Raw genomic sequence first — 13,969 nt, 5'->3', positions numbered from 1 at the left:
CTCTTAGCTCTTGTATTTTCGGAAAAGGAGATCATAACGTGTCGAAACCAGTATACGGTAAAAATGCAGTACAGTCGAGAAATGTTGAAAAGATATCCAGCTACATATGGGCTTTGGTTATTGGTTTCATTGTGTTTTTGGTTTGGACCCCGTTTCAAGTGGGATTATTTAATGGGCAGCAGATCGACTTCGAGAAGCCGATTTATGTGTCATCGCTGCTGAGCAGCCTCTTGCTGCTGGTATGGATAGGCTTGTACATCACAAAGTTCAAGCTGGAAGGACAGCGTGACTTGCTCGCCGTGGCCTCGCTGCTGCTTCCTGCTACGTACGCGTTGTCGCTTATTGGCGCTGTTTCGCATTATATGGCGATGAACCTGCTGTTTATACAGAGCATGTATGTCGCAATATTCATTATAGCGTTATATCTGCTCCAGCAAAAGCAACTAAATGTTGTCATTCAGAATGCCATTCTGGCGATTGCCTATTTCATCGTGGGCTTTGGCCTGCTGAACTGGCTTGGAAGCTGGAAATTCGCTGGAGGCCTTGTAGGCTGGTTCTCCAACACAGTACGCAGTGGTAAATACTTGGATGCCGTGATGACAGACTCGAACGGCCTGCGTCTGACTTCTATTTTCCAGTATGCCAACACTTACGCTGCTTTCCTGATGGCTTTCTTGTTTGTTGCAGTGTTTGCACTCGTCCGCTCTAAAAAGTGGTACGGTACATTGACTCACAGCTTCATGCTTGTACCGATTATTGTATCTCTGCTGCTGACCTTATCCCGTGGCGGGCTCGTAATGTTGCCTGTAGTGTTTATTCTTCTACTGTTGTTCCTGAAGCCTGCTCAGCAGATTCTGTGGATTATGCATCTTGCGATTTCTGGTATCGCCGCTCTGCTTGTTACCAGTCCGTTAACTACACTTGGAACTGAGCTGAACACTACCTTCACTTCATCAGCTGCATTAAAAGCCTGGGCGTACCTGCTTGTTGCCTCAGCGGTTGTTGCCGCTCTGGGCTGGGCAAATCAGCGTTTCGCCGCTCCGTGGCTGCAAGAGAAGCTGGGAAGCTGGGAAACACGTAAATTAACAGGGCTGTGGATTCCACTCGGCTCAATCGTTCTTGTAGCTATTGTTGCTTTCCTGCTTATCGGGACAAGCGTACGTAGTATATTACCTGATAATATTGAAACCCGGCTGGAGAACATTAACTTCAAACAGCATAGTGTACTGGAGCGCATCACTTTTTATAAAGATGCTATGAAGGTTGTTAAGGATTATCCGATCATTGGATCTGGTGGCGGAGGCTGGGCCTCCTTGTATGAACATTATCAGAACAACCCTTATGTAAGCCGCCAGGTTCACAATTTCTTCCTTCAGTATTTGATTGAGGTCGGAATCGTCGGATTTATCGTGTTTATGGGATTTATTGGATATATTTTCTATAAATATATCCGCGCTTACTTGAAACGGGACAAGGACGAGTTCAATAATGGCTTCTTCTTCTACATTATCGCTCTATCCATTCTTGTTCACAGTCTGCTGGACTTTAACATGAGTTACGCGTTTATGGGGATTCTAGTTTTCATTGGTTTGGCAGGTATGGGAGCAGGTATGGACAACAAGCCTCTACGCCAGAGCTGGAACAAGGCTGGACTGCGCTTCGGGTACTTTGCTGTGCTGGCCATCGGTTCTGTGTTCCTGCTCTTCCTGTCCATCAGCTATATCGGGTCCAGCAATGCTGCACTCAAAGGTAAAAATCTAGTTAGCGTGAGTCAATCATACGAAGAGATTAAGACTCCGCTGGTTGAGGCGCTGAAGAGCCGTCCGTTCCAACCGGAAGCAGCAATCTACCTTGCATCCCTTGACCTGACGGTCTTTAAACAAACACAAGATGAGCAGTATCTGGCTGAAGCTTATAATGTTCTGAGCCGTGCACTCAAGGATGAGCCTTACAATAAAGATCTACTGAAACAATTGATCAGTTACTACGATCTCAAAGGACAAAATGATCTGGGCTTCAATGTCTACCGCGACAACGCAGATAAATTCAATTGGGATATCGATTGGTATGAAGCATTGATTCGCCGTGCACAGGCTTTTGCAGCTGCAGCCAATGTGCAAAAAGACGAAGCTAAGAAACAGGAGTACCTAACTGCCGGTCTTGAGGCGTACCAGCATGTGGTTGACGGGGTAGAGCACCTGAAGACTTTGCCGCCTGAACAGCTGCAGGGCCGCCCGTTCTCAATCACGCCAACAATTGCATTGAATGCCGGAAAGCTGCAATTGCTATCAGGACAAGCTGAGCAAGCTGCTGCTACCTTGAAGCTCGGTTTTGCAGACAATTATGCAGATATCGTCAGTAGCACAACACTATGGGACACTAACTGGTATAGCTCTCTTATCGCCCGCGCCTTTGAACTGGCGCAACAATCCTTCACTCAGCAAGATGAGGCTAACAAGATCATTCATATCAACATTGGACTGGATGCCTACAACCAAGTGGCTTCTGATCTGCAAGGCCAACCTCTTCCTTCGTCAATCAACTTGAATGCAGGAAAACTTCAGTATATGGCAGGTCAGGTACAGGCAGCTGCGGCGACTTTAAAACTTGCCTTGAGCGATGACTACAGCGATGCAGCCAACCGCGATGCAGCCCGCTGGTATTTAGCGGCACTGAAAAAGACTGGGGCGGCACAGGATCAACCTGTGTACGATAAGCTCATTGCCGCTGATCCTTCAGAGGCTGCAGAGATTGACGTCATTGCGAATAAACAGTACTAATCGTTCAAAGGAAACATCATAAGAACACATAGAGAAAAGCGGTCCACTGTCTGAGTACAGTAGACCGCTTTTTTATGATTAAATGATTATATTTCGCGCAAGAATTGTATTTAATAATGATTCAACCTGCTACCTGCTGTACAGCTTCTCTTCATTTTCTATAACCTCTTTAAGATACTGCAATAGCCCTTCTTTAAGCTCCTCATGCTGAAGTGCATAATGGATGCTTGTCTGAATGAAGCCCATCTTCTCACCGACATCATGACGTTTGCCTTCAAAATCATAAGCAATGATCCGCTCCACTTCACTTAAACGGGAGATAGCATCGGTAAGCTGGATTTCTCCGCCTACACCCACTTGCTGTTCGCCAAGCATATCGAAGATACGCGGAGTCAGGATATACCGTCCCAGGATCGCCAGGTTGGATGGAGCATCTTCTCTCTTCGGCTTTTCGACTAGGCGGTTGGCCTTGTAGACACGTTCTGCTAATTCAGTTCCATCCACTAGTCCATACCGGGACACTTCTTCCCATGGCACCTGCTGAACTCCCACAATAGAGGATTTGTACTGATCGTACACATCAATCATCTGCTTGAGGCAAGGCTTATCCGACTCTACAATATCGTCCCCAAGCAGAACGGCGAAAGGTTCATTGCCGATGAATTTACGTGCGCACCAGATGGCATGTCCGAGGCCGCGCGGTTCTTTTTGACGGATGTAGTGGATATCGGCCATTTCCGAGGATTTACGTACCGATTCAAGCAGCTCCCACTTCTGCTTCTCAGCCAGGTTGAATTCCAGTTCGAAGGAATTGTCAAAATGGTCTTCGATGGCACGCTTGCCTTTCCCGGTCACAATGATAATATCTTCAATTCCGGAAGCAACCGCTTCTTCAACAATATATTGGATCGTCGGTTTGTCTACAATCGGCAGCATTTCTTTGGGCATCGCTTTGGTCGCGGGCAGAAAGCGGGTACCCAGACCAGCCGCGGGAATAATGGCTTTACGGATCTTCATCTTATAGCTCCTTTTATTATCTTGTTTGCACTACTTGATTCTTATAGAAAAATGGCATATTTGATTCAATTATAGCAGTTATAGCAGATTTTTGGCAGGGTGATTGTGTTACATCTTAGAACAGATGTAAAAAAGCAAAGGCCAGATGTCCTGAGAGTGTATTGCTCCTCAAAGGCAGTCTGGCCTAGCATGTATTTATTAGATCCTGCATCAGTACATATACGTCTGAAGATTACACAAATTACCTACTTCGCATTAACCAACTGCCCGCGTGTAACCCCAAGCTGGTTGGTAGCCTTCAGGCTTTTCCAAACCTGCGTTCCGGAGATTTCTCCGCGCAGTGCGCGGCTGTACAGGCTGATAACCTCGGCAACCTGCTCCGGCGTTTCCTCCAAAAACTCTATACGGAAAGAAGAGACTCCAAGCTCACGGAAGTGATTCAGGTATTCTGCCCCTGACTGTTCAACAGCGTTATAGACAGTGTTACGGCAGCCTTCATCTACACGGACGGGATGGGACATGCCGATGCGGTCCTGCAACGAAGCACGCTGCTCCTCGCAAGGACGTCCGCAGTTAGTATAGTCTGTACCTTCACTCATGAAGGTGCAGTAAACGCAGTGCTCGGTGTGGAACATCGGCAGATGCTGGTGAATAACAACCTCCATCCGCGAGGTGTCGCTGTGTCCGAGCAGATCAACCATCTGCTGGATGTTCAGGTCATACGACGGTGTCACCACGTCACAGCCAGCATTCAAGAACAGATCAACCGCTCTGTGGTTGGCGATGTTCAGCGAGAAATCGCCGATCAACCGGGGATGCACAGCATCCGGATGCTCCATCCGGTGGCGCAGGTAATAATACAGCGCGCCGGTATTGCGCACCAGCACAGCATCCGGCTGCAGCCGCAGGATGTTGGCATGGTAGCCGTTCTCGTTCGGCATATGGATGCGCGGTGTGGCCAGCGTGATGCTGGCCCCTGCAGACCGCACAGCGTCTACTGCCGCCGGGAACTGCTTAATGAACTCGAAATCGGCGTAAATGCTCGTCACGCCGGCTTCGAGCGCAGCCTGCACCTGCGGCAGGCTGCGGCACAGCGCGGTGAGCTCCGCTTCACCGCGCGCCTCTGCGGCGCCCCTGCGGGAGGCGCCGCCGTAGACCTCTACCTCCCGTTTCACATACACGGGAGGCTTCGGGCGCTCGCCTGCAAGCAGCTCCACCGCCTGGCGGCGGATGCTGTTCAGCTCGCGCATGGGCACAATCACGTCGCCTTGCAGATGCGATTCCAGCGCTTCAAGCTGGAACACGGTTCCGCCCAGGCGGCCAAATTGTTCTTCCAGCAGCGCGGTATCCATCGGACGCTTTTGCGCTGTCTCCAGCGCGAGCTCCGAATCCACACGGACGGTTACCTTCTTCTGAATGTCCGTCCACCAGGTCGTCAGCTTCTCACCGGCACAGCCTTGCACTCTCACGTGAACCGGGAATACCCGGTAAGGCTTCTCGGTCTCATACGACTGGCGCAGCGCCTTGTCGAGCGCCGGATCATTCGTCTTCCAGATGCGGTCGCCAACATGGAGACGACGCAGATCCACATCATTGCGGCCGGGCACGATGTCGATAATCCAGCCCTCCCCGGCTTCGCCTTCCAGCTTGACGCCTTTGCGGCGCAGATCGTAGACGCGGCCGCCTTCTTCCTTCTTGGTCGGATCTCCGGCATCGAACACGATTCCGTCTCCGCGCTTAAGCGGAGCATGAATACGGCAGACCACACCGTCGCGCAGAATCTGTTCGACGGTTCCCATGAATACGCCCCGACTTTTCGGGAAGGTGCCATCGACTAATTTCTTATTGTTAGTACCGTCCAGGAAACCATGAGTGAAGCCGCGCGAGAAACTCTGCTGCAGCTCACGCATGTCCTCCTTCGAGGTCGGTGTCCAGTTACCGTCAAAATACTTATCAATCGCCTTGCGGTATTTACTAACCACATTCGCAACGTATTCGGGAGTCTTGAGCCGGCCTTCAATTTTGAAAGAGGTCACTCCAGCTTCAATCAGTTCGGGCATCAGATCAATGGCGGCAAGATCTTTCGGGGACAGCAGATAGGTTACATCACCCATCGGCTTCACTTCTCCGTCTACCACCAAGTCATACGGTAGGCGGCAGGCCTGAGCGCATTCTCCGCGGTTCGCAGAGCGTCCGCCCCACATTTCTGAAGTCAGACACTGACCCGAGTAGGATACACAGAGGGCACCATGCACGAAGACCTCCATCGGCAGGCGGGCTTGTTCGCCAATCGTGCGGATCTGCTTCAGATTATTTTCACGGCCAAGCACTACACGCTCCAGCCCCCAAGGCTTCGTGAATTCCACCGCTTCCGGTGAAGTAATCGTCATTTGTGTAGAACCGTGAATCGGGAAATCCGGAGAGATCTCTCGGATCATCTGGACCAGACCCAAGTCCTGAACAATTACCGCATCCACACCGGCATCCACGCAGGCATCAATCAGTTCTTTTGCATCCGGCAGCTCATTCTCAAACACCAGTATATTAAAGGTCAGAAACCCCTTCACTCCATAGCTGTGCAGAAAGGCCATAATCTCCGGCAGCTCGTCCATACGGAAGTTGTTGGCTCTGGCACGTGCATTGAATTTCTCTACGCCAAAAAAGACAGCATCCGCCCCGTTCGCCACCGCTGCACGCATGCAGTCCCAGTCTCCCGCCGGAGCCAGCAGCTCCACGTCTTCTCTGCGTAATCCTTGCTCTTTCATTTATATCCTCCTAAACCGCCGTTCCGGCGGATGTATGTCATCCCTCTAACTAATCAATTGTATCAAATATCACAGCTATCTGCCAGCAAAATAGAAACACTTGGGTGTAATTTTTAACTCTGAGGAATTCTAAAATAGGCTTGCGGTCTTGCCTTAATAGACAAATCAAGAACAACCAGCGTAAAATATGAATGGAAAAGAATAAATACGCAAAAGATCTCACTGTTCCCAAAATTTATATGTAGCAAAAGGAGAGTTGGAAACCAATCATGAAAGGCATTATTCTTGCGGGGGGAAGCGGCACCCGCCTTTATCCACTGACAATGGTAACCAGTAAGCAACTACTGCCGGTCTATGATAAACCAATGATTTATTATCCTCTATCTACACTGATGCTGGCTGGCATCAAAGAGATTCTTATAATTTCTACCACTGAGGATACACCACGTTTTGAAAATTTGCTCGGCGACGGCTCCCAGTTCGGAATCTCGCTGCAATACATTGTTCAGCCAAACCCGGATGGACTAGCGCAGGCTTTTATTTTGGGTGAAGCATTCATCGGGGATGACTCCGTAGCTATGATTCTTGGAGACAATATATACTACGGGAACGGCATGACCAAAATCTTGAAAGAAGCTGCCGGAAAAGAACGTGGGGCAACCGTCTTTGGCTACCACGTGCCCGATCCCGAACGCTTTGGTGTAGTGGAATTTGACGGAGACGGCAAGGTTCTTAGCGTTGAAGAAAAACCGGAGCATCCTAAATCCAATTATGCTGTTACTGGTTTGTACTTCTATGATAACCGGGTGGTTTCTTTAGCTAAGGAAGTAAAGCCATCACATCGCGGTGAGCTCGAAATCACCTCGATTAATGAGGCCTATCTGAAGCTGGGAGAACTGGATGTCGCCTTGCTTGGTCGCGGGTTCACTTGGCTGGATACCGGAACTCATCAAAGTCTGGTCGACGCCACCAATTTCGTTAGAACGATTGAAGATCACCAAGGCATTAAAATCTCTGCACCTGAAGAAATTGCTTATATTAACGGTTGGATTACAAAGGAACATCTGCTGGAATGCGGGCATAAGCTGAGCAAGACCGGCTATGGACAATATCTGATTAAGGTTGCTACAGGCAAAATCCAATTTTAAACAATAGAAAGAGTGAATACAATGAATTTCACCAAAACTAATCTGGAAGATGTTCTCGTTGTCGAACCGGCAGTCTTTGGAGACCACCGCGGCTGGTTCATGGAAACCTACAGCGAGGCTAAATTTCAGGAACAAAACATCAATTATCAGTTCGTTCAGGACAATCAATCTTATTCAGCTGTAAAGGGAACCCTGCGGGGACTTCATTTTCAATTAAATCCAAAAGCGCAGACCAAGCTTGTCCGCTGCACACGCGGATCCATTTTTGATGTGGCTGTAGATATCCGTCAGGGCAGTCCTTCTTACGGCAAGTGGTTCGGAATTGAACTTACAGCCGAGAACAAGAAGCAACTTCTGATCCCTAAAGGCTTTGCCCACGGTTTCATGACACTAACTGAGGATGTAGAAGTCCAATACAAATGCGACGAGTTGTACGCACCTGAATGTGACGGCGGGATTCTGTGGAATGACCCTGATATCGCCATTGAGTGGCCAATTGATGTTACTCCTGTACTTTCTGCCAAAGACGAAAAAGCACCGTTGTTAAAAGACGTTACACTTAATTTTGTATATTAAATGTCAGCATTCGGTTTGTAATGACTACTGAATGTTTTAATGCAGAATCCATTCTGAAATTCAACAAAAATAACGCCCCGGCTCATCGTTAGCCTAAGGCGTTATTTTCTGTTCTTTAGTTTCTTGTCAAAGGACTACCATAAATTTACGTCTGGCCTCATCTCCCCTATTCCCCCCACCCAAACGACCCCAGCACCCTCTCCAGCACCGCCTGCTGACTGGCCGTTGCATTGGCATCGTTCAGCGTGACGGTGATCGTGTAAACCACATCATTTTTGCCGAAAATAATGTTTCGCGTGCTCACAGGGATACTGTTCTTGGTCTGCTGTACGGTGAGGATTGTGGCGGGCACTCCTACAAAGGTGGTTTCCTCCATACTTGTCACCTGCGGCCCTTTCGGGTCTTTTTTGGTGTTCTGATAATAGCTTTGCAGCTGGCTGACGGCATATTCCATGGTAACATCCGGACTGGCATAAATCTGGAACCGTCCGCCGGTGAAGCGGTATTCCACGGTCTGGCTCTCAAAAAGATCCTGATATGGCGTCCACAGGCGCGGAATATCAATACTGTAACCGTAAGCTTTGGAGCTCTTAGGGATCGACTTTGTGCTGAGCAGCGCGTAATCATCGGTTTCCAGACGGCCAAAGTTCTCCTTGATCTGCGCAAAATCAATATCAATGGAGTTAAGCACATCTGTGAACCGCGCCTTGTCGCCATCCTGTCCGGACGCTGTCCGGTATTCAAAATAATAGCGGTAGCCGTTCTTCAACAGCAAAATCTGATATTCCGTACTCCAGCCGTTGCCTGGATTGAGTCCGATTTCATTGATCAATGCCGGTTCACCGGAGACTTTGCCTGCGATGCCCTTCTTCAGCGTATAAGCTTCGGCCACGTAGGTGTCACGCAGCTGCGACTCCAGTTCCCGGCTCCAGCTCTCGAGCGTTGAGCCCGCAGGGGCAGAGCTTACTTTTACACGCAGATAGCTCCCCTGTTTGCTCTCATAATATAAATGCTGGTCATCCACACTCCAGTCTGCCGGCACCAGCAGTGAGATTCCGTAGTCTTCGTTATATCCTTCGCGCAGCCCGTTGGTGACTGTGGAGAGATCACGGATGCTTTTGTCGGAAGAATTATAGGAAGGTTGGAAGGAGTCCAGCAGCACGGCATACTGATCCAGATCTTTATAGTTCACCGCGTTATCTTCCGTCAGATAAATTTCATACAGCCTGCCGTCAGCATAATATTGCCTGCCTTCCCATAGCGCTCCACTGGAATCCTTGCTGACTATCCGGGCGTAAGGAACCTTGGCTTCAGGCACGACCTCCCGGTCCAGTACAGTCTCTCCGCCCTCCTCCGATGACCGCACCAGATTCTCCAGCAGCCCTTCCGGATCAAGCAGCACCTCCTGCGGTGAAGCATGGACCTCCAGATAATAATCATTCTCTGCACTCATAAAAGTCGCTACATTCTCATTCCCCCCGCTGTCACCCACAACAAGTCCGGGAGGATAATTCATGCTCCATTCAAAATAACTGTTGCCGATCCGGGTCTTGCCGACATCACTGTCGATGCCGCTCTCCGATTCTGCTGCCGCTTCCTTCTCCGAAGGAGTAAGTGTAACCAGCAATCCCCCGCCATCTGCCGCAGTAATCCGCGCACCGAGCACTCCGGTCACGAACCGCAGGGGCACCATCAGCACACCGGAAACCATCCGCGGCGGCGCAGCAAGCTTAATTTTGATGCCATCCTTCCAGGCAGTGGTACTGCCTATCGTCATCGCTCCGGTATGTGCACCGTACATCACCTTCACCACATCGTTACCTTCAAGCGAGACTGTGCTGCCGAATGCTTTTTTGAAAATTCCCAGCGGTACCATGACCGCTCCGCTCTCCGTAAAAGGCTTCTGAATCACTATCGGTTCCCCGTTAACCTTTGCAGATGCACTGCCTACTTTGAGGCTTAGCTTTAGAATCGGAGTTTCTGCCGCATAAGCATTCATGCCCGGATATACAGCTAGCAACAATAGCACTACCAACATGACAGACAGTCCGCGGAATATATATCCCATCCCCAATCGCGGCGTTCCTGCTCCTGCAAGCCTTCTACTCTTCCGCCTGATCATCGCCATCCCCCTCCGCCTCTTCCGCATTCACCAGAGGATCACCTTGGCCAAGGACCAGGCTTCTGGCGACGATATCGCCGTCACTTTGCATGAGCAGCTTGACCACTGCACCCGGCTTGTATTGCTTGAACCATTCGTTAATATCTACAAGCGACGTGACCCGGTGGCCATCTATCGCATACAGCACATCTCCCTCGGCAATCCCCGCCTTACGCGCTTCTGCAGTGACTACCTTCGTAACCGTTAAAGGCTCCTGCGTAGGCAGCCCCACAATAACGGGCCAGCTCTCCTCCAGCTCAACTCCGAGACTCGGACGGCGGACTTCACCGTATTTGAGCAGCTGATTCATAATATACTGCACCGTATCCGCCGGAATGGAGAAGCCCATATTTTCCACACCCACTGCCGCATATTTCAAGCTGTTGACCCCAAGCACCTCACCCTTCATGCTGACCAGCGGCCCCCCGCTGTTGCCGGGGTTAATCGCAGTATCGCTCTGGATCAGCCGGTAAGCCGCATCGACCGAACGGTTGAGGCCACTAATTACTCCTACGGTAGCCGAATTTCTGAGGGAGAACGAAATAGGCGTACCGATCGCTATAACCTTTTCTCCGACTTGTATGCCTGCCGGGCTAGCGGCGAACTTTGCCGGCTTCAGGGATTTGGCTGTAATCTTGATCAGAGCGAGGTCACTCACCTCATCCAAATATGTATCCGTAATGTTATAGCTCTTGCCGTCTGAGGTAACCACCACTGCATTCTGCAGCCCCTCCATGACGTGGGCATTGGTAATAATCCACCCGTCTGCTTTGACGATAATTCCGGACCCGTGTGTCAGATTGTAGCGGTCATCCGGGCCTACGGGGTCGCCACTGGCTTTGCCGATAATGCCCACGACTGATGGCGACACAGCGCGGATAATTTGTGGTACCGGATCCACTGCGGGTTTAGCCGTTTGCTCCTTGTTAACGGGTTTGACTCCACCTATTTGTCCAGCCGTTACAGGGCCTGTCCCTCCGTACACTGTGCCAAATGCAGACAGCGGACTACCTGTGAATCCCGACAATATCAACCCGCACAACAGCACAACGCCACTCCGGGCAACTGCGTTCTTTCCCCCGTTCATCGCCTTCCCCCTTTCTCCTGTACAGCTGATTCCTTTATCCTGTTAAAAAAAGACGCCTTTAGGCTCGCCGGGTGGCGGATAAAGGTGTCTTTGAAAGACCTTGCTTCTGAAGTTAGTTGTGCCTGAACTTAGCTGAACCAATTCATAATCATTGCATAGTCAGAGACTGCAAAAACCAGCAGGCTCACCACTCCGAAGCCGATTGCAAATTTGTTCTTCTGCGGAGCTTTCAATAGCCGGACCACACCAATAAGAATCAGGATCGTGAATAGAATCATAAATACATCGAAGGTATGAAATGTAGACGGTTCTTGCGCGGCAGCTTCTGCAAGCAGCATGGCAATCCCTCCCTGAAAGTGTTGTCAAGCAAGTTCATCTAATCCATATCACCTTCTATGTTATCGCTACCATTTCAGTGACGCAATAGAAATTGTCTAAAAATTATGTATTTGTCATAAAAAATATTTCCGAAGCCGGAAATCAGCTGAAATTCAGAGATATTTATCATTGACCACTCGTTGTAATATGTATTTTTCAAGGAGCTGATTCCTATTGCAGCCGCAAACAGCCTTTGCTAATCATTCAACGCAAAACCCTCTCTTTGAATCTTACTGCGGACATGCTGTAGTTATGACTGTTCTGTCTCTCTCCCGCCAGCTTAATTTTTGTCTGCACACATCAAATCGCATGCCACAACCCTCACTGTAAAACTCCGGACGACGATGTTATGATCAGTCATGCAGAACTGGAGGTGCCCGCCGGCTTGAAATACATCGAATTCGGAATAGGAAACAGATGGCTGGTACGAACTGAGACCGAGAAGCCTGATGGTACAGAGACCGAAGCACGGGGAATTATCAGACCTATTAAATTCCGTTCCCTGTATCTCAGACTCTGGATCAGAAGAACGGTATGGATTCTGGATTCACAGGACGGCTTCAAGAAAGCCACCAAAGCGCGCAATCAATTCAAAGTGATCTTCGGCATCCGTAGTGAGTTGTAATAGTGGGTGCACCTAAAATAGACAGAGTTCGAGCGTGTCAGGGTAATTTAGACAAAACATCAAAGCGACTTGAAGATATTGAAAAGGCTCATCTTTTCCAAAGCTTACTGATGCACTCAGACAATTATTTACCCACCATGCGCTTCATACCAGTCTGACGTACCACAACATATAACCTAGAATAAGCGTATGACTACTCATCCACTACTTTATGGAACCATTGCCAAAGCAATGGTTATTTTATACAATGAAGTTGAATTGTATATCCAATTTATGGGAGAGATGGTTTTGAAAAAAGTATTCATTTTCATGATTGTTATTACATCTTTATTTTCTTTTTCTAATAGCACTAGCAGTAATGGTTTAAGGACGAAATCAATTCAAATGAATAAGTTTTTCCGTGCCTGGCAAGGCGTAGGAGCTGATAAGAAAAATATCTATGTGACAACGGATAGGAATACGAAATTTTCTCTTTCAAATACAATATCTGTATATGATGTTTCAGGGAAATATGTTGTAGAAAAACAGTCCGCTTACACCGGTAAAGATGAACAAGGGCGTTTCATGTCTTTTGGAGATTGTTTTGTTTCCAATAGTTTTTTGTATGCTACAGTCTATAATTTCAATTCATCACCGCCTATAAATGAGCGTATTAGCCGTGTTGTAAAATACAGTCTACCAGACTTAAAACAGATAAAAGAGTATGATATCGGACAGGGTACAGCAGAATCATTAGCGACCTACAAGGGGTCTTTCTGGGTAGTGTATCACGATAGAAATGAAGTCAAGCGTTTTGATAGTAAATTTAGATATCAGGCAACCTATCCACTGTCAGCGCAATTTGGGGGCGAGGGAGGATATCAAGGCATATTTTTTAAAGATAACGAACTTTATGGTAACCTGCATGGTTCCAACCAATATGGTAAGGAATATGCCCAAGGATTGGATCATTACAAATTTAACGGTAATACTTTTGAATTTATAGAAAGGATTAAAGCCCCTACTTATGGAGCAGGTCAGGGTGTTGAAAAGGTAGGGAATAGAGTCTATTGGGTCGATCGACCAGCAAATAAGATTATTATTACAAATGAATTTTAAAAAATAATTACTGGCAGGAATAAGTGTTTTTATTTTACTCTCGAATCATAAAGCATAAATTCGGTGGTATGGGAGTTGCTGGAACGCAATACTAAAATGGATATTAGTAATTTTACGGGTACGCCTTTAACTGTGGACTTTGATTCTAGGAAGTATAGCTTAAATTATTGGATGTATAATCATATATGACCGAATTAAGCCTTTTAAAAGGCAGGTTAAATTAAAAACTATTAGCAGAGTTTTATGGCGGTGCTTCTTGTAAATCAGGTAGCGCTTTTACCGTCTGCCTCCTTAAGATTCCGCCTCTCTGCGGGTACTTTGTTCTTGGCTAAAA

Annotated in this window: 10 protein-coding genes; 5 read left to right on the top strand and 5 right to left on the bottom strand. The window is 48.3% G+C overall.

The window, feature by feature from the left end; genetic code table 11:
- The first annotated feature begins 38 nt into the window (after positions 1–38).
- Positions 39–2,780, top strand: coding sequence for an O-antigen ligase family protein (locus tag MHI42_RS23445; RefSeq protein WP_342420823.1), 2,742 nt, complete (start codon positions 39–41; stop codon positions 2,778–2,780).
- Positions 2,781–2,909: 129 nt separating this feature from the next.
- On the opposite strand, the gene galU is transcribed toward MHI42_RS23445, so the two are convergent.
- Both galU and MHI42_RS23435 read right to left on the bottom strand, forming a co-directional pair.
- Positions 2,910–3,797 (bottom strand): UTP--glucose-1-phosphate uridylyltransferase GalU, encoded by an 888-nt coding sequence (gene galU, locus MHI42_RS23440; protein WP_042217979.1) that lies wholly within the window; start codon positions 3,795–3,797, stop codon positions 2,910–2,912.
- A gap of 245 nt (positions 3,798–4,042) precedes the next feature.
- Complete coding sequence (locus MHI42_RS23435; protein WP_342420822.1) at positions 4,043–6,562, bottom strand: DUF3656 domain-containing protein; 2,520 nt, start codon at positions 6,560–6,562, stop codon at positions 4,043–4,045.
- 269 nt (positions 6,563–6,831) lie between these two features.
- Between MHI42_RS23435 and rfbA the strand changes: the two genes are divergently transcribed.
- The gene (gene rfbA, locus MHI42_RS23430) at positions 6,832–7,710 is read left to right on the top strand and encodes a glucose-1-phosphate thymidylyltransferase RfbA (protein WP_342420821.1); all 879 of its coding nucleotides are present in this window, start codon (positions 6,832–6,834) and stop codon (positions 7,708–7,710) included.
- 21 nt (positions 7,711–7,731) lie between these two features.
- Entirely contained in the window at positions 7,732–8,286 is a 555-nt protein-coding gene (gene rfbC, locus MHI42_RS23425; RefSeq protein WP_342420820.1) for a dTDP-4-dehydrorhamnose 3,5-epimerase, read from the top strand.
- A 166-nt stretch (positions 8,287–8,452) separates the two neighbouring features.
- On the opposite strand, the gene MHI42_RS23420 is transcribed toward rfbC, so the two are convergent.
- From MHI42_RS23420 to MHI42_RS23410, 3 genes are all read right to left on the bottom strand, one after another.
- Positions 8,453–10,324, bottom strand: coding sequence for a stalk domain-containing protein (locus MHI42_RS23420; protein ID WP_342420819.1), 1,872 nt, complete (start codon positions 10,322–10,324; stop codon positions 8,453–8,455).
- Positions 10,325–10,388: 64 nt separating this feature from the next.
- Positions 10,389–11,534, bottom strand: a complete 1,146-nt coding sequence (locus MHI42_RS23415) for a trypsin-like peptidase domain-containing protein (protein ID WP_342420818.1) — start codon at positions 11,532–11,534, stop codon at positions 10,389–10,391.
- A 128-nt stretch (positions 11,535–11,662) separates the two neighbouring features.
- Positions 11,663–11,872 carry a DUF2759 family protein gene (locus MHI42_RS23410; RefSeq protein ID WP_039307102.1) on the bottom strand — a complete coding sequence of 70 codons (210 nt, stop codon included), beginning with the start codon at positions 11,870–11,872 and terminating at the stop codon, positions 11,663–11,665.
- Positions 11,873–12,297: 425 nt separating this feature from the next.
- On the opposite strand from MHI42_RS23410, the gene MHI42_RS23405 reads away from it, so the two are divergent.
- Together MHI42_RS23405 and MHI42_RS23400 are read left to right on the top strand one after the other, a co-directional pair.
- Positions 12,298–12,537 carry a DUF3977 family protein gene (locus tag MHI42_RS23405; protein ID WP_342424791.1) on the top strand — a complete coding sequence of 80 codons (240 nt, stop codon included), beginning with the start codon at positions 12,298–12,300 and terminating at the stop codon, positions 12,535–12,537.
- A gap of 288 nt (positions 12,538–12,825) precedes the next feature.
- Entirely contained in the window at positions 12,826–13,635 is an 810-nt protein-coding gene (locus tag MHI42_RS23400) for a hypothetical protein (protein WP_342420817.1), read from the top strand.
- Positions 13,636–13,969 lie beyond the last annotated feature (334 nt).

The sequence above is a fragment of the Paenibacillus sp. FSL E2-0178 genome, from assembly GCF_038593005.1.
In the GTDB taxonomy this organism is placed as follows: Bacteria; Bacillota; Bacilli; order Paenibacillales; family Paenibacillaceae; genus Paenibacillus_AQ; species Paenibacillus_AQ phytohabitans.
This window is presented reverse-complemented; position numbering and strand designations above follow the sequence as displayed.

Bases quoted from the DNA above. Each gene is read 5' to 3' on its own strand.
- rfbA (WP_342420821.1), top strand. From the start codon at position 6,832: ATGAAAGGCATTATTCTTGCGGGGGGAAGCGGCACCCGCCTTTATCCA.
- MHI42_RS23415 (WP_342420818.1), bottom strand. From the start codon at position 11,534: ATGAACGGGGGAAAGAACGCAGTTGCCCGGAGTGGCGTTGTGCTGTTG.
- MHI42_RS23410 (WP_039307102.1), bottom strand. From the start codon at position 11,872: ATGCTGCTTGCAGAAGCTGCCGCGCAAGAACCGTCTACATTTCATACC.
- MHI42_RS23435 (WP_342420822.1), bottom strand. From the start codon at position 6,562: ATGAAAGAGCAAGGATTACGCAGAGAAGACGTGGAGCTGCTGGCTCCG.
- rfbC (WP_342420820.1), top strand. From the start codon at position 7,732: ATGAATTTCACCAAAACTAATCTGGAAGATGTTCTCGTTGTCGAACCG.
- galU (WP_042217979.1), bottom strand. From the start codon at position 3,797: ATGAAGATCCGTAAAGCCATTATTCCCGCGGCTGGTCTGGGTACCCGC.
- MHI42_RS23420 (WP_342420819.1), bottom strand. From the start codon at position 10,324: ATGTTGGTAGTGCTATTGTTGCTAGCTGTATATCCGGGCATGAATGCT.